This is a genomic window from Pseudomonas gozinkensis (assembly GCF_014863585.1).
Lineage (GTDB): Bacteria > Pseudomonadota > Gammaproteobacteria > Pseudomonadales > Pseudomonadaceae > Aquipseudomonas > Aquipseudomonas gozinkensis.
Genome location: NZ_CP062253.1, coordinates 2,784,187 through 2,810,742 on the forward strand (window position 1 = coordinate 2,784,187; position 26,556 = coordinate 2,810,742).

The 26,556-nt window shown below is 60.2% G+C and carries 29 protein-coding genes; 13 read left to right on the forward strand and 16 right to left on the reverse strand.

Features of this window, described 5'->3' with window-relative positions; all coding sequences use genetic code 11:
* The first annotated feature begins 14 nt into the window (after positions 1-14).
* Positions 15-884 carry a TauD/TfdA dioxygenase family protein gene (locus tag IHQ43_RS12275; RefSeq protein ID WP_192564565.1) on the forward strand — a complete coding sequence of 290 codons (870 nt, stop codon included), beginning with the start codon at positions 15-17 and terminating at the stop codon, positions 882-884.
* 55 nt (positions 885-939) lie between these two features.
* Here the strand turns inward: IHQ43_RS12275 and IHQ43_RS12280 are convergent, their stop codons facing one another.
* From IHQ43_RS12280 to IHQ43_RS12310, 7 genes are all read right to left on the reverse strand, one after another.
* Positions 940-1,629 carry a hypothetical protein gene (locus IHQ43_RS12280; RefSeq protein ID WP_192564566.1) on the reverse strand — a complete coding sequence of 230 codons (690 nt, stop codon included), beginning with the start codon at positions 1,627-1,629 and terminating at the stop codon, positions 940-942.
* A complete protein-coding gene (locus tag IHQ43_RS12285) occupies positions 1,598-2,638 on the reverse strand; it encodes a GSCFA domain-containing protein (RefSeq protein WP_192564567.1) in 1,041 nt (346 codons plus the stop codon). The genes IHQ43_RS12280 and IHQ43_RS12285 overlap by 32 nt, the downstream gene beginning before the upstream one ends.
* Before the next feature lie 37 nt (positions 2,639-2,675).
* Entirely contained in the window at positions 2,676-3,191 is a 516-nt protein-coding gene (locus IHQ43_RS12290) for a GNAT family N-acetyltransferase (RefSeq protein ID WP_192564568.1), read from the reverse strand.
* A gap of 61 nt (positions 3,192-3,252) precedes the next feature.
* On the reverse strand, positions 3,253-4,812 hold the full coding sequence (locus IHQ43_RS12295) for an MFS transporter (protein ID WP_192564569.1): 1,560 nt from the start codon (positions 4,810-4,812) through the stop codon (positions 3,253-3,255).
* A complete protein-coding gene (locus IHQ43_RS12300) occupies positions 4,809-5,900 on the reverse strand; it encodes an HlyD family secretion protein (protein ID WP_192564570.1) in 1,092 nt (363 codons plus the stop codon). The genes IHQ43_RS12295 and IHQ43_RS12300 overlap by 4 nt, the downstream gene beginning before the upstream one ends.
* A gap of 71 nt (positions 5,901-5,971) precedes the next feature.
* Entirely contained in the window at positions 5,972-6,385 is a 414-nt protein-coding gene (locus IHQ43_RS12305) for a cupin domain-containing protein (RefSeq protein ID WP_085747530.1), read from the reverse strand.
* 30 nt (positions 6,386-6,415) lie between these two features.
* Positions 6,416-7,171, reverse strand: coding sequence for an SDR family oxidoreductase (locus IHQ43_RS12310; protein WP_192564571.1), 756 nt, complete (start codon positions 7,169-7,171; stop codon positions 6,416-6,418).
* Positions 7,172-7,422: 251 nt separating this feature from the next.
* Here IHQ43_RS12310 and IHQ43_RS12315 point away from each other — a divergent pair, with 251 nt between their 5' ends.
* Complete coding sequence (locus tag IHQ43_RS12315; RefSeq protein ID WP_192564572.1) at positions 7,423-8,991, forward strand: winged helix-turn-helix domain-containing tetratricopeptide repeat protein; 1,569 nt, start codon at positions 7,423-7,425, stop codon at positions 8,989-8,991.
* Between the two features lie 4 nt (positions 8,992-8,995).
* Here IHQ43_RS12315 and IHQ43_RS12320 read toward each other — a convergent pair whose 3' ends face one another.
* The 5 genes from IHQ43_RS12320 to IHQ43_RS12340 form a co-directional block, all read right to left on the reverse strand.
* Positions 8,996-10,045: an NAD(P)-dependent alcohol dehydrogenase gene (locus IHQ43_RS12320; RefSeq protein ID WP_192564573.1), complete on the reverse strand. Its 1,050-nt coding sequence runs from the start codon at positions 10,043-10,045 to the stop codon at positions 8,996-8,998.
* 119 nt (positions 10,046-10,164) lie between these two features.
* Positions 10,165-10,680, reverse strand: coding sequence for a phage infection protein (locus IHQ43_RS12325; RefSeq protein ID WP_279613384.1), 516 nt, complete (start codon positions 10,678-10,680; stop codon positions 10,165-10,167).
* A gap of 83 nt (positions 10,681-10,763) precedes the next feature.
* A complete protein-coding gene (locus tag IHQ43_RS12330; RefSeq protein WP_192564574.1) occupies positions 10,764-11,018 on the reverse strand; it encodes a transmembrane sensor/regulator PpyR in 255 nt (84 codons plus the stop codon).
* Between the two features lie 227 nt (positions 11,019-11,245).
* Entirely contained in the window at positions 11,246-11,884 is a 639-nt protein-coding gene (locus IHQ43_RS12335; RefSeq protein ID WP_192564575.1) for a response regulator transcription factor, read from the reverse strand.
* 153 nt (positions 11,885-12,037) lie between these two features.
* On the reverse strand, positions 12,038-14,005 hold the full coding sequence (locus IHQ43_RS12340; protein WP_192564576.1) for an alkyl/aryl-sulfatase: 1,968 nt from the start codon (positions 14,003-14,005) through the stop codon (positions 12,038-12,040).
* A gap of 105 nt (positions 14,006-14,110) precedes the next feature.
* Between IHQ43_RS12340 and IHQ43_RS29545 the strand changes: the two genes are divergently transcribed.
* From IHQ43_RS29545 to IHQ43_RS12355, 4 genes are all read left to right on the forward strand, one after another.
* Positions 14,111-14,653 carry a LysR family transcriptional regulator gene (locus IHQ43_RS29545; RefSeq protein WP_244142261.1) on the forward strand — a complete coding sequence of 181 codons (543 nt, stop codon included), beginning with the start codon at positions 14,111-14,113 and terminating at the stop codon, positions 14,651-14,653.
* A complete protein-coding gene (locus IHQ43_RS29550) occupies positions 14,622-15,035 on the forward strand; it encodes a LysR substrate-binding domain-containing protein (protein ID WP_341829667.1) in 414 nt (137 codons plus the stop codon). The genes IHQ43_RS29545 and IHQ43_RS29550 overlap by 32 nt, the downstream gene beginning before the upstream one ends.
* Before the next feature lie 91 nt (positions 15,036-15,126).
* A complete protein-coding gene (locus IHQ43_RS12350) occupies positions 15,127-16,347 on the forward strand; it encodes an S-type pyocin domain-containing protein (RefSeq protein ID WP_192564577.1) in 1,221 nt (406 codons plus the stop codon).
* Between the two features lie 7 nt (positions 16,348-16,354).
* Positions 16,355-16,609, forward strand: a complete 255-nt coding sequence (locus IHQ43_RS12355; RefSeq protein WP_163974841.1) for a colicin E3-like toxin immunity protein — start codon at positions 16,355-16,357, stop codon at positions 16,607-16,609.
* 62 nt (positions 16,610-16,671) lie between these two features.
* On the opposite strand, the gene IHQ43_RS12360 is transcribed toward IHQ43_RS12355, so the two are convergent.
* Complete coding sequence (locus IHQ43_RS12360) at positions 16,672-18,003, reverse strand: amidohydrolase (protein WP_192564578.1); 1,332 nt, start codon at positions 18,001-18,003, stop codon at positions 16,672-16,674.
* Positions 18,004-18,196: 193 nt separating this feature from the next.
* On the opposite strand from IHQ43_RS12360, the gene solA reads away from it, so the two are divergent.
* From solA to IHQ43_RS12385, 5 genes are all read left to right on the forward strand, one after another.
* Positions 18,197-19,357, forward strand: coding sequence for an N-methyl-L-tryptophan oxidase (solA, locus tag IHQ43_RS12365; RefSeq protein ID WP_192564579.1), 1,161 nt, complete (start codon positions 18,197-18,199; stop codon positions 19,355-19,357).
* Positions 19,358-19,443: 86 nt separating this feature from the next.
* The gene (locus IHQ43_RS12370) at positions 19,444-20,277 is read left to right on the forward strand and encodes a suppressor of fused domain protein (RefSeq protein ID WP_192564580.1); all 834 of its coding nucleotides are present in this window, start codon (positions 19,444-19,446) and stop codon (positions 20,275-20,277) included.
* A gap of 70 nt (positions 20,278-20,347) precedes the next feature.
* Complete coding sequence (locus tag IHQ43_RS12375; RefSeq protein WP_192564581.1) at positions 20,348-20,749, forward strand: hypothetical protein; 402 nt, start codon at positions 20,348-20,350, stop codon at positions 20,747-20,749.
* A gap of 51 nt (positions 20,750-20,800) precedes the next feature.
* On the forward strand, positions 20,801-21,286 hold the full coding sequence (locus IHQ43_RS12380; RefSeq protein WP_244142263.1) for a hypothetical protein: 486 nt from the start codon (positions 20,801-20,803) through the stop codon (positions 21,284-21,286).
* A 90-nt stretch (positions 21,287-21,376) separates the two neighbouring features.
* On the forward strand, positions 21,377-21,631 hold the full coding sequence (locus IHQ43_RS12385; protein ID WP_192564582.1) for a hypothetical protein: 255 nt from the start codon (positions 21,377-21,379) through the stop codon (positions 21,629-21,631).
* A 190-nt stretch (positions 21,632-21,821) separates the two neighbouring features.
* On the opposite strand, the gene IHQ43_RS12390 is transcribed toward IHQ43_RS12385, so the two are convergent.
* On the reverse strand, positions 21,822-22,652 hold the full coding sequence (locus IHQ43_RS12390; RefSeq protein WP_048390108.1) for an alpha/beta fold hydrolase: 831 nt from the start codon (positions 22,650-22,652) through the stop codon (positions 21,822-21,824).
* A gap of 227 nt (positions 22,653-22,879) precedes the next feature.
* Between IHQ43_RS12390 and IHQ43_RS12395 the strand changes: the two genes are divergently transcribed.
* Positions 22,880-23,359 carry a MerR family transcriptional regulator gene (locus IHQ43_RS12395; protein ID WP_192564583.1) on the forward strand — a complete coding sequence of 160 codons (480 nt, stop codon included), beginning with the start codon at positions 22,880-22,882 and terminating at the stop codon, positions 23,357-23,359.
* Between the two features lie 15 nt (positions 23,360-23,374).
* Here IHQ43_RS12395 and IHQ43_RS12400 read toward each other — a convergent pair whose 3' ends face one another.
* Together IHQ43_RS12400 and IHQ43_RS12405 are read right to left on the reverse strand one after the other, a co-directional pair.
* Complete coding sequence (locus tag IHQ43_RS12400; RefSeq protein WP_192564987.1) at positions 23,375-24,301, reverse strand: acetoacetate decarboxylase (ADC); 927 nt, start codon at positions 24,299-24,301, stop codon at positions 23,375-23,377.
* A gap of 115 nt (positions 24,302-24,416) precedes the next feature.
* The gene (locus tag IHQ43_RS12405) at positions 24,417-25,220 is read right to left on the reverse strand and encodes a type 1 glutamine amidotransferase domain-containing protein (protein ID WP_192564584.1); all 804 of its coding nucleotides are present in this window, start codon (positions 25,218-25,220) and stop codon (positions 24,417-24,419) included.
* A 194-nt stretch (positions 25,221-25,414) separates the two neighbouring features.
* Between IHQ43_RS12405 and IHQ43_RS12410 the strand changes: the two genes are divergently transcribed.
* The gene (locus tag IHQ43_RS12410; RefSeq protein WP_102688015.1) at positions 25,415-26,494 is read left to right on the forward strand and encodes a saccharopine dehydrogenase family protein; all 1,080 of its coding nucleotides are present in this window, start codon (positions 25,415-25,417) and stop codon (positions 26,492-26,494) included.
* Positions 26,495-26,556 lie beyond the last annotated feature (62 nt).

A 26,556-nucleotide genomic window follows, 5' to 3' on the forward strand; every position in this document is an offset into this window, starting at 1 on the left:
AAGGGTGAGAGAACATGGATCAGTTGGCACTCAAGGCAATCGAGCGCATCGCCGCCGAACGGCGCGCGCCGTATCAGCACATCACGGTCGAGCGAATCACGCCGATCATCGGCGCCGAGATCGGCGGCGTCGATCTCTCGCAACCGCTGAGCGACGAGCAGCTCGCGGAAATCCGCCGGGCCTTTCTGGAAAACCACGTGGTGGTGTTCCGCGATCAGCATCTGACGGTGGACGAGCACAAGGCTTTTGGCCGGCTGTTCGGTGAGCTGCGGGCGCTGCCGGTGGAGGACATCGACGGCGATGACCCGGAACTGGTGGTGATCCGCGCCAATGCGCAATCGCGCTACGTGGCCGGCGAAACCTGGCACACCGACGGCACTGCCGATCTGGCGCCGTCCATGGGCTCGATGCTGTACGTCAAGGAGACTCCGGCCATCGGCACCGGTGGCGATACGTTGTTCGCCAACATGCACCTGGCGCTGGAAATGCTGTCGCCGACGATGCAGCAGTTTCTCTGCGAATTGACCGCGATCCACGACGGCGCGATTCCGTGGAAGGGTTATGAGGCGCCGGCCAACCTGCCGAAAACCGAACACCCGGTGGTAGTTCGCCACCCGGAAACCGGGCGCCAATCACTGTTCGTCAATTCCGGGTTTACGTCGCACATCGTTCAGTTGTCCGGCGGTGAAAGTCAGGTGCTGCTGAACATGCTGTTCGACCTGGTCGCCCGCGAACCGGTCCTCAGCTGCCGCGTGCGCTGGGCGCCGAATAGCCTGGTGTTCTGGGACAACCGTTGCACCCAGCACCATGCGGTCTGGGATTATTTCCCGCATTCGCGGTATGGCGAGCGGGTGACGATTCTGGGGACGCAGCCGAAGGCGTGATGACCCTGAAAATCCCCCTGTGGGAGCGAGCAAGCTCGCTCCCACAGGTCCGGGTCTAAATTCCTCGATTGAGCAGTTGCTCGACGATCAACTCGCCAAACTCCAGATTCCCGTGCAGCGGGTCATCCACTTCGCAGTACGTCGGAAGCTGAAAACCCTGCTCATCATTCGCTGCAGCGCGCACGTCGATCAGCTTGATGCCGAGCCCTTGCAAGCGCTCGATCAGCAGCGCCTGCGCGGCCATGAACACCCGCGAATCGGACAGTTCCGGCACCCGTTGCGGCGGCAGCACGGCGAACACCTTGAGGTTCATCGCCCGGGCCTGTTCATAGAACGCCAATGCAGGTCGGGACAGGGTGTCGACGATGGATTCGAACAGGGGACCTGCGAGAAAACCTTCGTCGAATGCGCCGTCCGGGGTCTGGTAGCACGTCCAGTTCGGCGTGGTGGCGAGGTAGTGCAGGCTCAGGCCGAGGGTACTCACCAGCGGCACGCCGACCTTCGCCAGTTGCGGCACTTCGAACGGCTCAAGGGCCTGGCGATACAGGCGCTCCATCTCGGCGTCCCGGAACACCACGTCATGGCGGGTCAGGCTGAAAAAATCCACCGCGAAATCCCGGCCGGTGCCCAGCGGGCCGCCACTGAAAGGCAGCTCGCGGGCCTGCGCCGCCTTGCCGATGACCCCGGCATGGGAGTCGCCCAGCAGCAGAAACCTAGGCGTAGTAATCGAGCACGGCGTCTTCACAGACAAGCTCCTCGCTGGACACGCAGGTGGAAGGCACGCTGGCCGGCGTCTGCACCGGTTGAACCGCATCGAGCCCGGCGAAAAACTGCTGCATGACAAACGCCACGCCCTCGGGAGTGACCTCGCGCTGGTTGGGCTGATAGAACGCGCCCTTGAACGGTGTGCCCGTGATGATTTCGTAAGAGGGGAAATAGTCGACGTCGTGCAGGTCTTCGCACAGCTGCCCGGCGACCGCGCGCAGCACCGATTTGGAATAGGTGGTGGCGCTCAGCACATGCTCGCCCGTGGCGGTTGCCGTCAGGGGCACCGGTGACACGGTGAGCAGAACGCGCAGTTGCGGGTTGATCGAACGCATCAACTCCAGCGCCCGGACCATGTCGCCATAGGTGTCCATGAAGCCGAAATTGCAGAAGCGGTGCAGCTGCGGATCGAACGTGCCACGCACGGTGCCGGGGCACACGGGATACACCAGACCGGTCTGGCGGTTTTGCCAGGCTTCGGTCAGACCGAGGGTGAACACGAAGACTTTGGCCCGGCGCAGGGCGGTGCGAATGGCGTCGAGGGTGGCTTCGCGCGAGGCGAACAGCGCGTCCTCGCTGGCAAAACCGTCGGGCTCCACGGCGGGGCGGAACGGGTCGAAGAAGCGCCCGTCATGGGCCCAGGTTTCGTCGGGCGGCAGGCTCACGCCCAGCGCCCATTCGAGCCATTGGCACAGCATCGCCGGGGTGTACAGATTGCCAGTGCGGAACGAGAACACCCCGTAGTTGTGGGCCCTCCAGTCGGTTTCGGGCAATTCGGCCGGGGCCGGTTCCGCATCCAGCCAGTTCATGCCGCGCTCCACCAGCGCCCGGCCGATGTGCTGGGCGAAACACGAGCCGGCGGTGACGATGGCGTCCTTGTTGCCGATCTCGAAGTGTGGCGTCCACAGTTGATCGATGTGCAGCGCGGGCTTGTCAGCCACGGCGGTGCGCCAGAAAGCGCGGGGTGGCAGGCATTGATAAGGATTCACGACGAGGGCCTCCTTGGCGGTCGCTGATAAAACGGGGTCAGCTGATTTGATAGCGGTAGATCAGGTCGTCAAACCACCGATCTCCAATCTGATAGGCCTGCGGCACGCGGCGCTCGAATACAAAACCGCATTTCTCCAACACCTTGCAGGACGCGATATTACCGTCGGTCACGGTCGACTCCAACGAGTCCAGGCCGATGGCGGCGGCGTAGTCGATGATCGCCTGCCGCGACTCGGTGCCAAAGCCTTTGCCCTGGTGTTCCGGCAACAGCAGGCAACCCACCTCGGCATGCCCCGGCGACAGTATCCGAAATCCGGTCACACCCAGTTCCTGCCCGCTGGCCCTGTCGGTCACCACCAGACACAACCAGTGATCCGACTGCGGCCCCCAGACCGGAAGCCGATGCTCGAAACCTTTGCGAACCTGGTCCTCGGCGATTTCACCGAACACGTACTGCATGGTTTGCGGCTCGGAATGCAGCCTGAGGAACAGCGGCCAGTCGGATTCGACCATCGTGCGCAGGTCCAGGCGTTGCGTGGTGAGCTCGAGCATCCGCTGCTCCTTGCAAGGGCGGAAAGGGAAGACGGTTTTTTACTGGGTGTGGGGCGAAAGATCAATGTTTTGATCCGGCGTGTTTCGCAAAGCCGATCTTGATCGCTACCAGCAGCGGGGCCGCCACCGCAAACAGCAACGTCACCGCCATGAACGCACTGTCAAAGGCAATCACCAGCGACTGCTCAGAGACCGTTCGCCCAAGCAGACTGGTCGCCGCGCGAGCCGCCGTTGAAGCTTCCATGCCTTTGCCCGTCAGCCAGGCGCCAGTGGTTGTCAGCCGTTCGATCAGCGCCGGGCTGCCCGGCGTGACGCTGCTGCCTAAAATCACGGCGTTGGCCGCATGCCCGTGCTCGATCAGCGTCTGCAGCCCGGCCACGCCGATCAGACCGCCCAGTTGCCGGCCGGTATTGAACAGACCGATGCCGGCCGCCAGGTTGCGGCTGTTGAGGTGGGTGAACGCAATCAACGTTATCGATAGAAACAGAAAGCCCAGCCCCAGCCCGCGCAGCAGGATCGCGCCCATCATGTCTGCGCTGCCGCTTTCGCGGGTCGAGCCGGACAGCAGCCACATGGCAATCATGATCATCAGGATGCCGAACGGCACCGTGGCAAACGGCGCCACGCCGCGCTTCTGCATCAGCCAGGCTGCGATCAGCAACGCACCGACAAACAACGCGCCGCTGGGCAACAGCAGCAGGCCGGCCTCGGTCAGGGTGAAACCAAGCACCGACACGGCAAATGCCGGAATCAGGTAAGCACTGCCGAACAGCGCTGCACCCGCGACGAAGCTGACGATGAAGGCGAACGAGAAATCGCTCGACCTGAACAGGCTGAAGTCGAGTACGCCTCTGCCGCTGATCAGCAGTTGCTGGCCGAGAAAACCCAGCAGGGCTGCGCTGCCGACCAGCGTCAGCCAGACGATGCGCGGCGCCTCGAACCAGTCCCAGCGTTCGCCCTGGCTCAGGACGTAGGTGAAGCAGAGCAGGGCGGTGGCGCTCAGCAACAGCCCCGGACCGTCGAATGGACGCAGGCTGGCTCGAGCGGGTGTCGGGGTGACCGTGATCAGTAACAGTCCGCTGGCCACCAATGCCAGCGGCACGACGCTGAGGAAAATCCACGTCCAGGACTGGCTGTCGACCAGCCAGCCTTGCAGGGCGGGCGTCAGCGTGGCGGAAGCGACGACCGCGCCGATGGCGAACAGCGCTTGCAGCGCGGGTTGCAGCTGGCGCCGGTAGCTGCGAAAGATCAGCACCTGGCCGGCCACCAACAGCGTGCCGCCGGCAAAACCCTGAAGGATGCGCAGCGTGATCAGCAGGTCGAGCCGCGTGCTGAAGGCAGCGATGGCGCAGGCCAGCCCCATGGCCAGGGTCGCAGCGACGATCACGTTGCGCGGGGCGAAGCGTGCCAGCAGCCACGACGCCGTAAGGAAACCGATCAACTTGAACCCGGTGTAGCCGATGTCCAGCCAGGCAAATTCGTCAGGTGTGGCGGCGGTGTCACCGATGATGTCGCTGCGGCCCAGCACCAGCGCGGTGCCGGCGATCGCTTCGGTGAGACTGGCCAGCAGAATGCCGATCATCAGCAGCACGCCGGGCCGGGCTGCGGCAGACCGGTTCATGAGCCGTCTCCACGCTCCACATCGACCCGCGCCGACAGCCCCGGCACGATGCGCCCCGGCAAAGGGTTGTTGGCGAGGCGGATTTTCACCGGCACCCGCTGCACCACCCGGACGAAATTGCCCGTGGCGTTGTCGGTCGGCAACAGGCTGAAGGCCGAGCCGCTGCCGGGGGCAAAGCTGTCGACCACGCCCTCCAGCGCATCGTCGGGGTAGCCGTCGACAGTGATCCGCACCGCCTGACCGGTCTGGAGATGCTCCAGCTGGGTTTCCTTGAAGTTGGCCACGACCCACACGTCCTGCACCGGAACGATGTCGAGCAAGGCCACCCCCGGCGTGACGTAACGGCCGACCCGCACCTGGCGGTTGCCGACCACCCCGGTCACGGGCGCACGCACCACGGTGCTGTCGAGGTCGATCCGGGCCAGATCCTGCGCCGCCTCGGCCTGAGCCATGGCCGCGAGGGCCGCGCCGCGCTGGGCCAGCAGCACGGCAAGGCGTTGGCGCTGTGCCTCGACCGACGCCGAAGCAGCGTCCACCGCCGCGGAGGCGCGCGTCTGGGCCGCTGCCGTCTCATCGACCAGCGCCATGCTCACGGCATTGCTGGCGATCAGTTTGCGGTTGCGTTCATGGGTCTTGCCGGCGAGGTTCATCTGCGCGGCGGCGGAGCGGCGCTCGGCCTCGGCCTGGCGAATCTGCGCATGTTGCAGTTGGGTCTGGGCATCGACATCACTCAGACGTGCCTGTGCCGATTTGAAGTTGGCTTCGGCCTGGGCAAGGCGGGCGCGATAGTCCTGATCGTCGATGCGAAACAGCACATCGCCGCTCTGTACCGACTGGTTGTCGCGCACCTCGACGCTGGTGACGTAGCCGGCGACCTTGGCCGCCAGGGACGTGACATCGCCCCGAACATAGGCGTTGTCGGTCGAGATGCTTTTGCCGCCGTACAGCACGACGTAACCGCCCGCCACAATCGCCAGGGCGGCGGCGCACAACAGCAGTCCTGTCGCCTTGCGTTTGCCTTGGCGCGGTGTCGCGGGCGTCGGTTCGGATTGCGCCGTGCTGGCGGTGGAGGGCTGGGGCGCGTTCATGATCGGGGTCCTGCGCAAGGCCGACACCTCCGGCAGCCGCGCCGCCGGAGGTGAATCGGCGAATGGATCGGTTACGGCTTGACCGGTTTGACCAGGTCGGTCTCGCTGCTGTCGAGCACGAACACCGCCAGCAGACGGGACGGTTCGGTGGTGCTGGCATTGGCGCTTACCGCGTGGAAATCACCCGGTTGCTCGACGAAGTTTTCTCCGGCCTTGTAGACCTTCTCCGGCCCGTCGCCGACCTTGCTGCGCACGGCGCCCTCAAGCACCGTGGCGTAGATGAACGCGGACTTCGGATGAAAGTGCGCCGGCGAAGAGCCACCGGGCGCGTATTCCACCAGCACGCCCCGCATGGATTTGCCCGGAACGTTGGGCAGGGCGCGGTCGAACACTACGGTGACCTTGCCCCCCTGCGGCTCGGCGGCCGAGGCGGATGAAATCGACAGGGCCGCAAACGTGGCGGCCAGCAGGATTCGGCTGAACATGGCGATACTCCTTCAAATGAGTGGGGTGCTTCAGCGCGGGATCGATTGCGCCAGCCAGTCTTCAAAGCGCGTCGGGCCCAGGCGCGGGTTGCTGCTGCCGGGGGTGAGCGACTGGTCGTCGAGTACGTCGCCGAAGTAACGGGCGTGGACGTCCGGGATCACTTTGCGGGTGTCGTGGGTGGCGCGGAAAAAGCGCCGGACCAGCTCGTCGAGCGGTATGGCTTCGGGGCCGGCAATTTCCTGCGTGCCGTTTATCGGCGCTGCCAGTGCCACATCCGTCAGCGCAGCAGCGACGTCGTCAGACGCCATGGGCTGGATCAGCGCCGGCGACAGACGTACTTCCTCGCCGACGGTGGCGGACTGGGCGATGCCGCCGACAAATTCGAAGAATTGCGTGGCCCGCACAAGGGTGTACGGAATGCTCGACGCCTTGATCAGGTTCTCTTGCGCGACCTTGGCGCGGAAGTAGCCGTTGGCAGGCGAGCGCTCACTGGCGACGATCGACAGCGCCACGTGATGGCGAACCCCGGCGGCGGCTTCGGCAGCGAGCAGGTTACGGGTGGAGGTCTCGAAGAAATCGAGTACGGCCTGGTCTTCCCACGACGGCGCGTTGGACACATCGACCACCACCTGGGCGCCGTCCATCGCTTCGGCCAGGCCTTCGCGGGTGATGCTGTTGACGCCGGTGTTAGGGGAGGCGGCGCGGGCATCGTGGCCGCGTTCGCGCAGATTGTTCACAAGTTTCGATCCGATGAGGCCGGTGCCTCCGATAACGACGATCTTCATGGCATCTCTCCACTTGCCGACGGCAACCATTGCTGTCGATGTGGGTCGAGCATGCCTGCGGCACTCGGGCAAATCCTTGTGGTGACCTTGAATTTGCCTTGGTTTTTTGTCCAGACAGGCCAATCCGTCGGCAGACGCGTAGACCAGTGTGCAGACTGGTGCGGCGGTCCAAGGTCTGCCGTATCATTGAGCGCACGACAATCGCCCGCTCGGACACGGAGTCGGGGGCACCACACCAGAGAACAGCCACCGTGCAATTCGTGTTTGAAGACTACGTGCTCGACCAGCAGCGCCGGGAACTGACCTGGCGCGGGGAGGTTGTGACTGTCGGGCCGCAGGTCTTCGATCTGCTGTTGCTGCTGGTCAGCAACCGCGAGCGGGTGGTGAGCAAGGACGAGCTGTTGAACGCCGTGTGGAGTGGCCGGATCGTTTCCGAATCGACCATCACCAGCCACATCAACGCCGTGCGCAAGGCCATCGGCGACACCGGCGAGCAACAGCGCCTGGTGCGCACGGTGCCGCGCAAGGGCTATCGCTTTGTCGGTGAAATCATCCCGTGCGACAGCCCCGTCAATACGCCCGAAGCACCTGCGAAACCCGAGGTGGCCGCGACACTTGTCCTGCCGGAAAAACCTTCGATCACCGTCCTGCCATTCCAGAACCTCAGCGGCGACCCCGAACAGGACTACTTCGCCGACGGCATCGTCGAAGACATCATCACCGCGTTGTCGCGCCTGCGCTGGCTGTTCGTCATCGCCCGCAACTCCAGCTTCACCTACAAGGGCAGGGCGGTGGATGCGCGAGGCGTCGGTCAGGAACTGGGTGTGCGTTATGTGCTGGAAGGCAGCGTGCGCAAGTGCGGCAACAAGATCCGCATCACCGGCCAGTTGATTGATACCTGCAGCGGAACTCACCTGTGGGCCGAGCGTTTCGAAGGCCTGCTTGACGATATTTTCGAACTCCAGGACCAAGTGGCCGAAAGCGTTGTGGGCGCCATCGCGCCGCAGCTCGAACGCGCGGAAATCGAACGGGCCAAACGTAAGCCCACCGACAGCCTCGATGCCTACGATTACTACCTGCGTGGGACGGCCAAACTGCACATCGGCACCCGTGAGGCGATCGAGCAGTCACTGACGCTGTTCTACCGGGCGATTGAACTGGATCCGGAATTTGCCTCGGCGTACGGCATGGCCGCGTGGTGCCATTTCTGGCGCAAGCTCAACGGCTGGATGACCGACCGGCCCCGGGAAATCGCCGAAGGTGCGCGGCTGGCACGAATGGGGGTGGAGCTGGGGCGTGATGACGCCGTGGCGCTGACCCGTAGCGGGCATGCTCTGGCGCATCTGACCGGGGATGTCGACTGTGGCATTGCCTTGCTTGATCGGGCTCGACTGCTCAACCCCAATCTGGCGCCGGCCTGGTATCTGGGTGGAATTCTGCGTGCCTTGCGTGGCGAAACTGACGCCGCCATCGCCAACCTCGAGCATGCCGTGCGCCTCAGCCCGCTGGATCCGGAAATGTTCCGCATGCAGGTCGGGATGGCGCTGGCGCACTTCTTCGCCGGACGCTTCGAACTCTCGGCTTCCTGGGCCGAGAAAGCGCAGGGAAACCTGCCCTGTCTGCTGGCAGCGGTGGCGTTGATCGCCGCAAGCCAGGCGCTGAGCGGGCGAACCGACAAAGCCGGGCAAACCATGGAACGGGTGCGTCAGCTGGACCCGACCTTGCGGGTGTCCAGCCTGAGCGCGTGGCTGCCCATTCAACGGCCTGAAGACGTTGCCCGGTTTGCCGAGGGTCTGCGATTGGCGGGATTGCCGGAGTGACGGCTCAGCCGGCCAGCGTCGCGTTATCGATCACAAACCGATACTTCACATCGCCCTGCAGCATCCGCTCGTAGGACGCATTGATCTGATCCGCGCGAATCAGCTCGATGTCGGAAACGATGCCGTGCTCGGCACAGAAATCCAGCATCTCCTGGGTTTCAGGAATACCGCCGATCATCGAACCGGCGATGGTCCGGCGTTTCATGATCAGGTTGAACACGTTCGGTGACGGATGCGGCGAGGCGGGGGCACCGACCAGCGTCAGGGCGCCATCGCGCTTGAGCAGCACCAGGAACGCGTCGAGATCGTGAGGCGCGGCGACGGTGTTGAGGATCAAGTCGAAGCTCTTGGTGTGTGCGGCCATTTCTTCAACGTTGCGCGACACCACGACCTCATCGGCGCCCAGTGCCTTGGCGGCTTCGCGCTTGGACTCGGAAGTAGTGAACGCCACGACATGCGCGCCCATCGCATGGGCCAGTTTGATACCCATGTGGCCCAGGCCACCGATACCGACCACACCGACCTTTTTGCCCGGCCCGGCGTTCCACTGGCGCAGTGGCGAGTAGGTGGTGATGCCCGCACACAGCAGCGGCGCGACGGCGGCCAGTTGAGCTTCCGGATGACGGATGCGCAGCACGTAACGCTCATGCACCACGATGTTTTGCGAGTAACCGCCAAGGGTCCAGCCCGGTGCGTCCGGGGTCGGGAAGTTGTAGGTGCCGATCATGCCGTCACAGTAGTTTTCCAGACCGGTTTCACAGTCGTCGCAGTGTTTGCAGCTGTCGACGATGCAGCCGACACCGACCAGATCGCCGACCTTGTAGTCGGAAACATGGGCGCCGACCGCCGAAACGCGACCGACAATCTCGTGCCCCGGCACGCAGGGGAATTGCGTACCGGCCCATTCGGCGCGCACCTGGTGCAGATCGGAGTGGCAGATGCCGCAGAAGGCGATATCGATCTGCACATCATGGGCCGCCGGCGCGCGGCGATTGATCTGCATCGGCTCAAGGGGTTGGTCGCCGGCGTGGGCACCGTAGGCATGTACGAGCATGGGGAAATCCTTGATGAATGTGTCGAAGGACCATTCTTCCCGGATTGCTCGCACAGCCTGTAGTGCATTTCTACCGATTACTTGCCTGATCCTGCGGGATCGATTTGGGTGAAATCACGTCAGTCCATCGAGAAATGCATTCGCATGTTCATCACGGCGTCGTACTGATTGCTGGCTACCCGGCGTTCGATCAGGCGGTCGGATCCGCCTTCGGCAACACGGCGTTCGAGCAGGCGATCGGAGCCGCCTTCGGCGACACGGCGTTCGATCAGGCGATCGGAGCCGCCTTCGGCGACACGGCGTTCGATCAGGCGATCGGAGCCGCCTTCGGCAACGCGGCGTTCGATCAGGCGATCGGATCCGCCTTCGGCGACACGGCGTTCGAGCAGGCGATCGGAGCCGCCTTCGGCGACACGGCGTTCCATCAGCCGATCCGAACCCCCTTCGGCAATCTGGGTAGGCGCCTTTCTGGCCCGGTGCTGTTGCACCGATGAAGTTTCTGAATCCGGAGCACTGGTTTCCTGTCTGTTGGCCACCGGCATGTCGGGCAGGCAACTTGCCCCGAATGCATGAGTGGCAACTATCCAGGTGGCTGAAACAATGGCGACGGGCAATACCAATCCAATAGTTTTCATCGTGATCATCCTGAGTCGTAGTGGGATTTCGTTAATGAACTTCCGGGTTGCAACCAGACAGGTTTGAATTCAATCGAATACTTCTAATGGGAGTTGCCATGCTCCTGCGCGGCCAGGCGAATGCGGTTGTAAGCAATCAGGCGCATGACATAGCCCAACTTGATCGCGGTCGGTCCGAGGATTGTCATCCCGTGTGCGCCGACCAGCGTGGGCAAGGCCAAGTGAGCGTCGAACACATAGGCCAGGAAAATCCCCGCCATCAACATGCCCAGACCGCCGATCAGCAATACGTGGGACAACTTCAGCACGCGATGCGAGTCTTCAAAAAAGTCATACATGTTGTTCAGCCATCCCTGAGTCAATGAGTGGGTGGGCAAGTGTCGGCGCGAACGGAGACCGCGAAGTCAATGACTTTGCCGGCCGTTGCATTTGATGGAGGGATTTTACTGTTGGCGGTAGGGATCAACCATGTTGCATGAGTTTGGTTTTATCCTGCCCGCGTATGGAGAAGTCATACCTACGTATATAAACAACTTTCAATGTGCGCTGAATAAGAGCGTTACATCTAATGGTTGATACCCAGGCTTTCGGCCATTCGAACCAGATCGGCAAACGACTGCGCGCGCATCTTGCGCATGGCCTGGCTGCGATGGATTTTCACGGTGATCTCGCTCAGGCCGATGGCACTGGCGATCTGTTTGTTCATCAAGCCCGAAACGGCCAATGCCATTACCGATTGCTCTCTGACCGTCAGTGTCCCGTGGCGTGTGCGCAGCTCATGATGGCGGCGTTCGCACTCGCGGCGTGACCTGTCCCGCGCATGTGCGGCGACTACGGCATCGATCATTGCCTGCTCGCGAAACGGTTTTTCCAGGAAGTCGATGGCGCCGGCTTTCATGGCGCGAACCGTCATGGCGATGTCGCCGTACCCGGTCATGAAAATGATCGGCAGACCGATTTTGGCGTCGGCGAGTGCCTGCTGAAAGACCAATCCGCTGGTGCCTTGCAATCGCACATCCAGCACCAGGCAACTGGGCAGGTCAGGTCGCTCGTATTGCATGAAGTCGGTGACCGATCCGAACAGCTCGACCTGCAGGCCGATGGAGCGCAACAGGCTGCCAAGTGCCTCGCGCAGAGGGGCGTCATCATCAATGATGAAAACGATGGGTTCCGGGTTTCGGTCTGGTGCTGATTCTACTTCCATACGCTGGATGGCTTCGCGGCGATCGGGTTGCGCAGGATGCGGAATATTTCAATGGAAAACTTTGCCCGAGCCTCCGGTTTTCATTGGATTTTTCTTGGGTAACCGTCCAGAGGCCATCGACCGTGTGTTCCGTTAGTCGATGGCCTCGGCGGGTCAGTTTCCTGCCCTGGCGACGATTGCAAAATTCCCCGGTGCCTTCTCCAGCAGCCCCAGAAACCTCACGAGATCGACCTTGCTGCCATCCACTTTCAGGTCATCGGAAGTGAGCGTTTCCTTCAGCCCGGCGGTGCCGCCCAGCAACTGGACGAACAGGTCCTTGGTGACGGTCAGCGTTGCGTTGGCGTTCGCCGCGGTCGGGCCTTTTCGGTAGTGCAGCACGGCGTTCTCGATCCACAGCACGAACGATTCATTGGTATCGGTCAGCACCAGATTGAAGGTCCAGCTCTTGCCATCTGCCGCCGGCCCGTCGAGGCTCGCGGCCATGGCTTCGAGGAAGCGTTCGGTGGGCGTCTGCTTCATCAGTTCGATCAGGTCGGAGCGTTTGACGCCCTTGACTGGCGGGCCGTTGCGCAGCTCCATCGCCGCCGTCAGGTAGCTGTTGCGCCAGGTCGCCGATTCCGCCTGATAGCCCATCTGCTCGTACGCGCGGGCCAGCAGCTCCTTGGCGGCCGTGTCGTCGGGTTTAGCGAGCACGGCCTGGTCCAGCAGCTCGGCGACCCAGCGGTATTCGCCCTTGTCATAGGCCACGCGGGCGGCCTCGATCACCTTGGCGTTACCTCCCATCAATTCGACGTAGCGCTTTGCCGATTCCTTGGGTACCAGAGGATTCAAGTGTGCGGGGTTGCCGTCGTAGGCGCCCAGGTACATCTGGTAGATCGCCTTGACGTTGTGGCGCAGGTCGCCGTAATAGCCGCGAGTGCCGAAGTACGACGCCAGTGAATCCGGCAACTGGATCTTGTCGGCGATCTCGTTGGGGGTGTAGCCGGCGTTCATCAGGCGCACGGTCTGATCGTGCAGGTATTTGTAGACGTCGCGGTGCTTGGTGATGAATTCGCGGATCCGCTCGTTGCCCCAGATCGGCCAGTTGTGCTGACCGAAATAGACCTCGGTGTCGCCCAGTTCGTCGAGGGCGATTTGCGTGTATTCGGACCAGCGCAGCGCATCGCGCACCTTGGCGCCACGGATCGGCAGCAGGTTGTGCATGGTCTGCGCCAGCAGCTCCGCGCCGCCGTAGGCCTTGAGCGAGGGGATCGAAAAGGTCAGCTCGGCCGGGGCCTCAGCGCCGGGCATGTTGTGGAACACGAAGCTGACGCCGTCGAGCACCAGCGGCTGGATCGGCTGATCGATGATCTGCGTCGGCGGCAGGATGCCCATGCTGCCGTAAGCGACGTTTTTGCCCAGCCCGGTGTCGACAATGCCGGTGACGCCCGGCGTCAGGTTCTTGCCGAACTGATACATCGAACGCCGCGCCATTGCCGGCCCCGCCAGAATGTTTTCGCTGGTGGCTTCCTCCATGAACCCGGCCGGCGCGACGATGGGAATGTTGCGCTGGGCGACTTCGCTGCTCGAGGTGATGCCCAGCACACCGCCGAAATGGTCGGCATGGTCGTGGGTGAAAATGATCGCGGTGACGGGCTTGTTGCCCAGATGCTCGCGGGCGAATGCCAGCGCTGCGGCGGCGGACTCCCGGGAGGTCAGCGGATCGACCACGATCCAGCCGGTCTGCCCGTCGATCAGCGTCATATTGGCGATGTCGAAACCGCGCAACTGGTAAATTCCGTCGCGGACCTTGAACAGACCGATCTGCGCGTTGAGCATCGCGTGCCGCCACAGGCTCGGGTTGACGGTGGCCGGCGCCTGGCCTTCGACGAAGCGGTAGGCATCGAAATCGATCAGGACATTGCCGTCGGAGCCGAGGATCTTGCCTGTGGGTCGGGCGATGAAACCGCGCTGGGCATCTTCCATGTCGCGGTTGTCGCTGAGGTCCAGGCCCTTGATCGACGCCTGGATCACCGCTGCCGTGGCGGGCGTGGCATCTCCCGCAGCGACGCCGGGCTTGTTGTCGCAGCCGGCGAGGGACACCAGCGTCAGGGCGAGGATCGTGTAGAGGGTCGGTTTCATTCTTGTTGTTCTCCGAGGGTCGAATGCGCTCCAGCCTAGGGGCCGGGCGGCGATGTATCCAATGCATTGTTTACATCCGGATAATGCGTCGCTAGCATCGGGCGAATGGACCTCAAACGACTGTCACACCTTCTCGCGCTGGCCGATGAACGCCATTTCGGCCGTGCGGCCGAACGCGTTCACCTCAGCCAGCCGGCCCTGAGCCGCAGCATTCAGGCGCTGGAGAGCGAAACCGGGCAGCGCCTGTTCGATCGCGACACCGGCGACGTCCGCCCGACGCCGGCGGGGGAGTTTCTGATCGAGCGGGCGCGACGGCTGCTGTTCGATGCCCGGTCGCTGGAGCGGGACATGGCGCTCTATTGCGATCGCCAACTGGGCAGCCTCGCCTTCGGCGTCGGCCCGTTCCCGGCTGCGATGTTGATGCATCAAGTGGTGCCGCGACTGCGCCTGGATCACCCGGCGGTCACCCTGCGTGTGGAAGTGAACAACTGGCAGATTCTCGAAGCGCGGCTGCGCGCGGAAGCGATCGAATTCTTCGTTGCCGACATTCGCAACTTCACGGCGGAATCCGATCTGTTGATCCCGTTCGCTGGGCCAGGTTTCGGCAGGCTTCTTCGTGCGTCCGGGGCACCCACTGGCCGGGCATAAAGTGGCGATGGGCGAACTGGAAGGCTACGGCATCGCCACGACGCGCCTGCCGGAAGTAGTGAAGCTTGAGACCGCCCGAACCCTCGGCATCTCCACCCGCCAGGCGCTACCGATCGTGCTGGAGTGTGATGATGTGGCGTTGCTCAAGACCGTCGCTGGTTCAACCGACACCATCCTCGGCGTCATCCATGGCGCGGTGGCCGAAGACATTCGGGTGGGGCGTTTGATCGAGCTTCATGTTGTCGACAGGCCCCGATTTCATTCTGAAATCGGGGTGGTGAGCTTGCAGGGCAGGAGCTTGTCGCCGACGGCTTTGTGTGTGATTGAGGCGGTCGCTGCCGAGATGAAATCCGTTCACGTCGAACAATCCCCACGTCTTTAGAGATACGTCCTACAGCCATGATTTTCCTGCTTCGTTAACGTCGTGCAGCCTCTTGCGAGGGGTTGCCGATGCATGAACGAAAGGACAATCAGTGGCTGGTCAAAAGGACATTCCCCAGGTTCCCAACCCACCGGCGGGCGACGGGCATCACGTCACCTACCGCTACATGACGGCCACCGAACTGGCCGATCAGCAAGAACGACAAGACAAGTACGACGCCATGCTGGCGAGACAGGACGCCTTCGAGCGTAGCCGTGAGGTGGCGGCGAACAAGCCTGAGCCGATGCGCGCGGGCTGTGTGTTTGCCAAATCCTGCAAGTTGCCGGATGCGATCATCGATTACTCGAATCCTTCGGGGATGGTGCCGACTGACAGCCTGAAGGATTACGGCGAGCTGATTTTGCTCGGTGGGCGTGAGGCCAATGACAGCGGTGGGGTTGAACTCAAGAAAATCAGCGGCTCTGCCATTCCTGCGGGAATGGGTACTTTTGCCCTTGCCGGTGAGGCGTTCAAGGCATTGCCCGCGCTGGCCTCTGCTGCCGTCATCAGCCCGTTGCTCGGGCTGGTGGCGATGTTCATGCCCTCGAACCTGGGCGACAGCGCGCTCTATACCGAAGACCAGTTGCTCGCCCTCAAACAGGCCCGAACCCGCGTGCGCTTGCGCGTTGAACAGCAGGCCGATGGCAACCTGAAGGGTTACGGCTTCTACACCGGCAAGAATCGCGATTGGGAGATGGTTGATGTTGTGCAGTTCGCTGCACGCGATAGCCGGTTTGTCGCAGACCTTGGTGAAGGTGTTGAGCTGGTTTGGACGCCTGCCGTGGATGGTTCCGACATTCTTGGTATTCCGGCACTGGAGGCTGCTCCTCAGGCGCCGCATATCTGGGTGTACCCGCCGACGAAAGCGGCGGACGGGATTCTGGTGAATCCGGTTTATCCGCCGGAGTATCGGGATTTCATTCTGGTGTTTCCGGCGAGTTCCGGGGTTAAGCCGATTTATATTGTTTTAAATGTACGCGGCCATGGCACAGCCAAGGCTGGTCACACCTACCACCCGGCCCCTGAGACAGACGAAATCACAGCGTTTCCAGGATTGAGAAGAGCGAAAAAGAAAACCCCGTACTCGGGTGGTCTCCGGGATCGCTGGATAGACGCAAAAGGGAGGACGATATATGAATGGGACTTTCTTCACGGAGAGCTTGAGGCCTATCGCGCGAGCGACGGTACTCATTTGGGGTCGTACGACCATAGAACCGGTAAGCAACTAGATCCCCCTAAAGGGAAAAAGCGAAGCATCAAAAAGTACTTGTGAGGGATTTATGGGATTGAAAGCCAGACTTGAGTGGTATGACAAGGAAACCGAGCTCGGTATGGGAGAGGAATTATCGAAAGATTTCGGTGACGACGGTGCTGTAATCGAATCACTCGGCATACCAATTGAAAACAATATAAACAACGGCGGATTCGACGTGCTCTCAAACTGGGTGAGCATTCTTCAACCGAATTTCAACCATGTCATTGATCCATCTTCTTACGACTACCAAATTTCGTTCGTTTACCGTGATCAGTGGTAAGCACCAAAACAATACCCCCGATCAGTCATCTGATCGGGGGCTGAAACTGCGAATGGGATTAGTCAGCCCCGCTGACCCCGCCCCGGATAATTCAGCACAAACTGCACATGCGCCTTCACCCCGGTGGCGAGTGTCGCATCATCGGCGGTGAAGTAGGGGCTGTGGTTGTTCGGCGCCTTGCTCATGTCCTGGTCTTCCGGCGTTGCACCGAGAAACACGAACAACCCCGGCACTTTGCGCGCGTAGTAGGAGAAGTCCTCGCTCGGCGACAGGGAGGCGGGCAGGCGCTCGACCTTGCCCGGCGCTGCCAGCTCGAGGGCCGGGATCATGGCTTCGGTCAGGGCCGGATCGTTGGTGGTCACGGGCGCATTGTTCACCAGCAGCAGGTTGGCCTGGGTCTCGTAGGCGCTGGCGACGCTGTTTACCAGCGGCGGCATCTTTTTCAGGATCGTGTCGCGGATATCGGCGTTGTTGGTGCGGATGGTCCCGGTCATTTCCACGGTCTCGGGAATGATGTTGGCCGCCGAGCCGCCGTTGATCGTGCCGACACTGATCACGCCCATGCCCTGGGTAAGGTCGACGCGCCGACTGACCAGCGTCTGCAATCCGCTGATGATGCCTTGGCTGGCGACAATCGGATCGACCCCGCTCCAGGGCGCCGAGCCGTGAGTCTGCTGGCCCTTGACCGTGATGCGGAACGAGTCGCTGCTGTTGAGCACAGTTCCGGATTTGTAGAACAGGTGCCCGGTCGGATAACCCGCCATCACATGCACCCCGAACACCGCCTCGACCTTGGGTGAATCGAGCGCACCATCGCGGATCATCGCCTGTGCACCGATCAGGGTGTCAGTCTGAAATTCATCGACATCAGCCGCGCCTTCCTCGGCAGGCTGAAACAGAAACACCACCGTCCCGCGCACCTGATCGCGATGCTCGGCCAGCACCTTCGCGGCCCCCAGCAACATCGCGGTGTGGGTGTCGTGCCCGCAGGCGTGCATCACCGGCACGCTCTTGCCCAGCCGCGTGCTGGTGGCCTGACTGGCGAACGGCAGGTTCGTCATCTCCTTGACCGGCAATGCGTCCATGTCCGCGCGCAACGCCACGACCGGCCCCGGCAATCCGCCTTTCAGCACCCCCACAACACCCGTCTTGCCGACCCCGGTGCGCACTTCGATGTTCGAGGCCTTCAACCGCTCGGCCACCAGCGCGGCAGTCTTGAACTCAAGATTGCCCAACTCAGGATGCTGATGAATCGTGTGGCGTAGGTCGATGACATCCTGATTGACCGCGCTCACGGCGCTATCGACCCAGGGCGCCTCGGCGGCATGGCTGGCAGTGGCAACGAACGAAGACAGAACGGCGAGGCACAACGAGGTTTTGCAGAAACGGATCAAGGCGGGACTCTCTCTTATGGTTTTTATTGGCGTCAGAGGGTATGCCGCGATGCAAGGCGGGACAAACGAGTCTGGCCGGTAATCGCACGGCTTTTGGTTTTTCACGTTTTTGCCTGAGCGCGGCTTTCAGCGGATTGTTTTCCATCGTCTGATCCGCTTCACTGTGGCTCTTTTGCCTGAGCGGAAATCAATCATGGAACGATGCGAAGCACTGGTCATCGGCCTCGGCGCCATGGGCGCGGCCACGGCGTATCAACTGGCGAAAGCCGGGGTCAACGTGGTCGGCATCGACCGCCACCACCCGCCACACACGTTCGGCTCCAGCCATGGCGACACCCGCATCACCCGGCTGTCCGTGGGCGAGGGCGCGCAATACGTGCCCATCGTGCGCAACTCCCACCGCATCTGGCGCGAACTGGAAGCGCTGTCAGGCGAGTCCCTGTTCGAACAGACCGGCCTGCTGGTGCTGACCTCCAGCCCCGACTTCGATCCCGCCGACGAAACCGACTTCACCCTGCGCACCATCGCCCTCGCACAGACCTACGGCATCGAACACGAAGTCCTCGACGCTGCCCGGATCCGCCAGCGCTTCCCGCAGTTTGCCCAGGTGCGCGACGACGCCATTGGCTACTTCGAGCCCGAAGGCGGTTTTGTAAGGCCAGAACGCTGCATCGACGTGCAACTCAGATTTGCCGAACAACAAGGCGCCACGCTGTACAAGGGCGAGACCGTGACCCACATCAGCTCGGACGAACAGGGCGTCACCGTCACCACCGACCAGCGCACCGTGCGGGCGGACAAACTGGTGGTCACCGCCGGCAACTGGGCGGGCGGCTTGCTGGGCGCACCGTTCGACAGACTGCTCAGCGTCTATCGGCAAAAGCTGTTCTGGTTCGAAACCGAGCCTGACGCGGACCTGGTCGGCCACTCGCCCACGTTCATCTTCACTCACGGCCCGGACGACGATTTCTATGGCTTTCCCGCATTGCCGGGGGAGGGCAGCTTGAAAGTGGCGACGGCGCAGTATCACAGCACGTCCACGCCTGAAACTCTGGATCGCACAGTCTCGGCCGAGGAAGAACGCGAGATGTACGAACAGCAAGTGCAGGGGCGCATTGCCGGGCTGACGGATCGGGTGATGAAGTCCGCGGTTTGCGCCTACACCGTTACGCCGGATCGGCATTTCATCATTGATGAGCATCCACGGTTGCAGCACACGTTGGTGGTGTCGGCGTGCTCCGGACATGGGTTCAAACACTCGGCGGCGCTGGGGGAGGCGTTTGCGCAGTGGTGCTTGCGGGGGGAGAGTGAGCTGGATCTTTCGTTGTTTTCAGTGGGGCGGTTTGAGGCATAGTGCCCATATTCGAAAACAGATCCATTTAATGAAAACAGATTCGCCCCTTTCATGGAGAGCGAACCGAAACCCCGCAAGGAAAGCACATGAATTTTTTCAAGAAGCTTCTCGTTTCATTGAAACGTCCTAAAACCGAAGACGCCCAGCGCACACCGCAACCCCTTGAAGTCCAGGAGCCGGATATCTACGACAGCATGACCGAGGCTGAAGCGGCAAATCTGGCTGCCCGAGAGGCCAGCGCAGCGTGTCTGGATCGTCATTGGGCATCAGTCGGCACAGTCGAGCGCGATGTCCTTGCGTACATGATCAGCCCGAGCTTTTCCGGTGGCCCTTACTGGCCCTCGACTCGCCAGGCCTACCGAGTGGTTCGCCGTAACGACACAATCATCATCGCCACGGAAGGTATGTCAGACCCGTTCGATGACGCGGAAGAAATGGGCAATGGTTTCGAGATGGAGTTGTTCTTAGAAACCGCCGATATACCCGAACACGCCCGTGGCCCGGTGGGTGACGTCGATCCTTTCAAGCGCAGCTGGGCATTTGAGCTGGTGGAGCACGTTGCCAAAACGGTTGCAGACGCTGGAGGCTACACTCGCGGACTCGACAAGTACGGTGCGATGTCCATTGAAATTCCCGGGTTCAGTCTCTCGAATCACATGTGTGATCAATTCCCCAAACACTTCGTGACCGAAGACGACTCGACCGGCGTCCTGCTGGGCGCCCCGGAACCGGATTTCCCTATCCGACTGGATGACATGCCTTTATCCCCGGTGAGATTGGTCCCGGTGGTACTGATCACCGCGGCGGAGCTTGAGTACATCCGTGCGGGCGGGCGAGCAGCACGCGATGATCTGGTGAGCCGATTGAAGGCTGCGGGTGTCGGGCATGTAAGCAGTTTGCAGCGTGACAGTGTTGTTTGACGCCGCACGGAAATGAAAGCCCAGTCCGCTTTTTAACGACTTGGCCAAACGTAAAGGTATCGAACCGCAAATGAGCAAATTGGGTTGCAGATGTGGGCATGTGATCGTCGATCAGACTGACAGCTTGCCCTATAAGGCGAGTCTGCTTCGCGATGAAGTGGAGAATGCATTCTGGGAAGAGGTAAACCACGAACTCAAGCCTTTGATGACTGCTGCCGAGTCGGGAGACAAGGCCGTGATTGCCGAGGCATTCGGTAAGTTTGCACCTTGGGGCAACGTGGCTGACGAGTTGGAAAGTCGTATATCCAGCCTCCACATCCACCGGACATCAGATGTTTATGAATGCACGAACTGTGGGCGTCTTTGGGTGCAAAAGGGCGCGGGTAACCAGTTCGTTTCATTCGTTCCTGAAGAGGGCGGATATCAGGCGATCTTGTCGGCGACGTCAGGCGATACCGAGAGCCTGGATTGAGTGGGTCGGTGCAGAAAATTTCGTCTTTACCCAACAGGTCTCCAAGGTTACGTGAAGAGAAAAAAATTGAAGAGAAAAGAGTTGATGGCTGCCCTTTTGGCCAGCGCAGCCGTCGAACCGCCTCGCGTGTTTGACCCTGATTGCATGATCCGGATACCCGATTGTCATTCGATCATCGAGGTGCTTCGCCTTATCAAACATGGCGGACCAGAGTGGGCGAGTCGTTATGTTTCGATGTGGTTTGACGGCGCATCGAACGGCTGGGTTCTGGTGTATCCGCTGCAGGAGACGAGTGAGCCGTACTTCGACTTCATGTACACGGGCGATTTGGCGCCTCAGAAGGTTTTTGCCGCGCTGCTTGCGAAGTATCCGCAATGCAGGGTCATGGATTGGGCTGTTGGGCGCATTGCTTGTGTCATTGTTGAGGGTGGGGAGGTTGAGAGGCTGGCGGAGATTATTCGGGCGTTTACTGAAGCAGCCTGGGGGGAGGGCGTTGCGGTTGTTGATGTTTCGTATGAGGAGATGGGAAGGGCGTGATCAGAGTTTCAAAGGTGGCGCGGGAAGGCTGTCTATTTTCTGAAGAACACAGTTCTTTCCTCGGATCGACATTTCCAGGTAGAGAATCACATGAGCACATTGTCGACATTGATCACGCAGTCGCGTGAAGGGTTATGCATCCAGCAGGGGATTCCTCAAGAAAAATGGGAGGCGATCGCCGCTCACTGCGGACCTGCAGAGATAGCAGAGATCGAAGACCGAATAACCGCATTGAGGGCTGAGCTGAAAACCATCGAGGAGTGGGATGGTGAAACCATGGTCGATGTAAACATTGCCATTTCCCGATTTACTCAGTTGCTGAAACTATCCCATGGCTCATCGTGAGCAGTTGACTTGTTCACCTAGGGTCGAGAACCGCCGTTCGTGATCGGCCAGAAGCGGACGTTCACAAGCGACCGCTACCGGCCAATAGCGGACAATCAGTTAACGCATTCTTATGCACTTTGCGAAATTCAAAATCTGATCTTGGAGTCGCAAGGGGAAAAAGGGCGGGATTAACCCGCCCCATTTTTTTTTAGCTCCGCACGAACGCCAGCAGATCTGCGTTAATCGTCTCGGCGTTGGTTGTCGGCATTCCATGAGGGAAGCCCGGGTAGATTTTCAACGTACTGTTTTGCAGAAGTTTGGCCGACAAAACCCCTGCATTTTCATAAGGCACGATCTGGTCATCATCACCATGCATTACCAGGACGGGGATCTTGATGCTCTTCAAGTCTTCGGTGAAGTCAGTCTGAGAAAACGCCACGATCCCATCATAGTGTGCCTGTGCACATCCCATCATGCCTTGTCGCCACCAGTTCAAGACAATGCCCTCGGAGGTCTTTGCACCTGGGCGGTTATAGCCATAGAAAGGTCCTGCAGGAACGTCGTGGTAAAACTGTGCCCGGTTGGCTTTCAGTTGTGCCTGCAAGTCGTCGAACACTGACTTCGGCAGGCCGCCAGGATTGGTCGGTGTCTGGACCATCAGCGGTGGCACGGCACTGATGATGGCCGCTTTCGAGACTCGGTCTTCGCCATGGCGAGCGATATAGTGAACGACTTCGCCGCCGCCGGTGGAGTGCCCGACGTGAACTGCGCCTTGTACACCCAAGTGATCAACTACGGCCGCGACGTCGTCGGCGTAGTGGTCCATGTCGTGTCCATCCCAGACCTGGCTGGATCGCCCGTGACCGCGCCGATCGTGTGCTACAACCCGGTAACCGGCACCCAGGAAAAAGAGCATTTGCGCGTCCCAATCATCCGCGCTCAGTGGCCATCCGTGGTGAAAAAAGATGACCTGGGCATCGCGTGGCCCCCAGTCTTTGTAGAAGATTTCAACACCATCTCTTGTAGTGACATACCCCATGTTCGTATCTCCTGAATGAAGTGGAGGCCTTCATCGAATCGCGTTCCGATCATGGCCTTGAGTTAATAGCATGCAGCCCTTCCGGTAGGCAGTTCAGAGTGCGTTGCTGGATTAGCCTGCGCTTACTCACGAACGCCATGACGACCAAGTCACACGTTGCGCTTGGCCGCTCGATGACTTTAGGTTTAAAGTCAACTTTAAGGTCAATAGATTTTTCAGGGTGATGTATGAGAATAGGCGAACTGGCGAAAATCAGCGGACTGGCACCCTCACGCATCCGTTTCTATGAGGCCAGTGGCTTGATCAGCTCCGTTGAGCGCAAGGCCAATGGCTACCGGGACTACGCGCCCGATACCGAATGGGTACTGGAACTCATCACCGGCGCACAAGCGGCAGGTTTCTCATTGGAGGAAATTCGGCAACTGATGCCGATGAATGCCAGTGGCTGGCGGCACGACGAGTTGCTCACTGGACTCAAGCAAAAGGTGGAAGAAATCAGCGTTCTGCAGGAGCGGCTAGCGCAAAACAAAGCTCAACTTCTGGTCGTCATCAAGGGCATCGAAGATAAACCCGAGGGCATGGCGTGTGGGGATAATGCTCAAATGCTGATAAATCGTCTGCGTGAAGAGGGGGTTGGCAAAGCTTCAGATAGGCCCGCGGTTACGTCTTCTACAAAAAAATACACCCGTCAAGCTTCCGGAGCCTGACAGGCGCAAAAGGTCTCAGCGCTCGCCAATCAGGCTGGCGAGTGGCTTGGGCGCATAAAGCGCACTCTGGAACTCTGGCACGTATTCGTACTTCATCATTTTCCCCAGCTTCAGGGCACGGAGGTAATTCGACAGACTGCCGTCGCCCAGCGTGAGGGTGACCGAATCAGCGTCGCGGCTGGAGCCGTGACTGAGCTGGCGGGAAACCGCATACCCGTATGCCAGTTGGCCCTGATGATCGAGATTGGTGAAGCTGCTGGTGACGATGTCGACATCGCGAGAGAGGTTGTCGAGTTTCTTCGCTTTGAAGGACACGTCAACTTTTCCGGTCTGGCTGTCGGTGATGTCATAGACCACAGATTGGGCATCTTCTTTGCGGTCAATACCGGTCAGCCATTTAGGCAGGTTGTAACCGACGACACCGCGCACCCGTGCAAGCTCGGTATTGACCGGCAGCTTGAGCACATAGCCCCAGAAGTCGCCAGACATCGACTGGCCAATCAGTGTGAACGGGCCCAGATTGGCTTTGCCTGGCTTGTTGGTAATGATCGACACGGCCACTTCGTTATAGGCGTCGTTATCACAATGCTCATAGGTGTACGCGGTAAAGGCAATCAAGCCGCGACCCGGCCAGATTTGCAGGGGGTGTACGGTTGCCAATACTTCCGGCGGCATCAATGCCCGAAGTGCGTCCAGGTCGGCCGTGTAGACAGCCGTTACCCGACTGTTCTGGTAATAAAAGTTCGGAGAGTATGACTCGAAGCCAATGTCTACCTTGTGCTTTTCCAGTCCTTTGAACCAGCTCAAATCAACACCCGGCAGTTCTGCTGCAATCACCGACAAGGGAGGATTCGAGCGATAACGGTCGTACAAGCCGCCCTTGACGACCGGCACTGTGTGGCCTGCGATATCGATTGTGTTGGTTTCAGTCGGGCTGAGCATTTCAGGCGTCCCCGCCAACGCATGGTTGGCAATTGAGCTGAACAGCAATCCTGTTAATACGGCGCTTGCGAGTTTCAATCGGTCTTTCTCCGGGTGGTGGGAACTACTTGAGGGTTCAGCGAGCTACGTTGTCGCCTGAGAGCACCGCCATCACGGCTTCAGCTACGGCTTTGGGCGATTGAGGGTTTTGGCCGGTGACAAGCCTTCCATCAGTGATGGCGAATGACGTGAATGGCAGCCAGCCTTTGCGGTACCGCGCGCCTTGGCTCACCAACTTGTCCTCAAGGAAGAAGGGCACCTGGCTTTTCATGCCGGAGAACAGCTCTTCGCGATCAGAGAAGCCGGTGATGTTCTTCCCTTTGATGATCAACTGGCCTTGTTCATCCTTCAGATCCAACAGACCCGCAACGCCATGGCAGACGGCCGAGACGATGCCACCCTGGTTGTAGATAGTTTCGGCGACACGCCGCAGGTCGGGATTATTGGGGAAGTCCCACATCACCCCATGGCCCCCGGTGAAGTAGATGACGCTGAAATGGGACGGATCGACATCGGCGATAGGCAGTGTGTTTTGCAGGCGAGCGCGAAAGGCAGGGGACTGCAAATGCTCTCGGGCGGCCTTGTCCATGTACAGCCAACCGAGGCTGCGCTCATCTAGAGGCACCGCACCGCCTTTGGGACTGGCAAAAACTGTGCTGTAGCCAGCTGCCTCCACTACGTCGGTGAAATGCGTCAGCTCAGTCAGCCACAACCCCGTCGTATCGGTTCGTGAGGGATAGCTGAAGTGGTTGGTCAGAATCACCAGAATTTGGCGATTTTTGGCAGTCATTGTGGAAGGGGCGGTGTCAGCATTTGCAAATGTCATGAAAGCGCTACCTATTAGTACCAACGCATAAGAAACAAAGGTCTTGAGCATCATCCGGGTTCCATCAATCAAGCAGGTCGGCGCATGCTCACCTTAAACCTCGCTTTAAGGTCAACCCCGCCGCTGCAAATAATTTCCACTGGTAGCTGCTCACTTCAACTTGACCCTCAACCTGACTTTAACGCTAGCGTCTGATGCTGAATGAGCAAGGCAATAACGCTCGTCACTAATCCACTCGGGAGCCATGCATGAGTCAGCAAGACAACCTTGATATGCAGATGAAATGGATGATTTATGGAGCCAACGGCTACACCGGCGAGTTGATCGCTCGTGATGCTGTAAAACGTGGGCTTAAACCTGTGCTGGCGGGACGTAGCCGAGACAAAGTTGAAGCCCTGGCTCGGGAGTTGGGTCTTGAAGCTCGGGTGTTTGGACTCGAAGACGAAGTACGTTTACTTGCTCAGATCAAAGGCCATGGCTTGGTTCTGCATTGTGCAGGGCCGTTCTCAGCGACCGCCGTTCCGATGATGGAAGCATGCTTGCGTGCCAATGCACATTATTTGGATATCACCGGCGAGATTGCCGTATTCGAGCACGCTCAATCCCTGAATGAACGTGCGCGGGCGGCGGGCGTGGTCATTTGCCCAGGCGTCGGTTTCGATGTGGTCCCTACGGACTGTGTTGCTGCTGCATTGAAAAATGCGATGCCGGATGCCACGCATCTGGCATTGGGTTTTGATTCGCGCTCAAGTTTTTCGCCCGGTACTGCTAAGACTTCAATTGAGGGTATGGCGCAGGGTGGCAAGGTTCGCCGTGACGGCAAAATCACCTCGGTGCCGCTGGCCTACCGGGTGCGTCGCATCGACTTTGGTGCCGGAGAAAAGCTGGCAATGACTATTCCATGGGGCGACGTTTCCACTGCTTGGCACACCACCGGCATTGCCAACATCGAAGTTTTCATCCCTGGTTCCGCAGGCATGATCCGCGGCGCCCGGTTTGCTAATTGGATTCGTCCGTTGCTGGGTTTGTCGTTCGTGCAGCGGTTGCTCAAAGCACGAATTGGAAAAACCGTGGTCGGCCCAGATCAGGAAAAACGCGCAGATCAAGGCACCTATGTTTGGGGCGAGGCTCGCAACGCCCGTGGTGAGTGCAGAACCGCGCGCCTGCATACCGCGAACGTCTACAGCCTGACGATCGACGCTGCATTGGCGGTGGTTGATTACCTGTTGCAAATGCGTCCGACTGGCGGGGCTTACACACCCGCACTGTTGTTAGGTGCTGAGCTGGTGACGCAATTGCCAGGATCTGGCGCGATGAACATCGACTGATTCGGAAAAAAGATGTTGACCTTAAAGTTGACTTCAATCTTAAGGTAGCCTCATATCCAGTT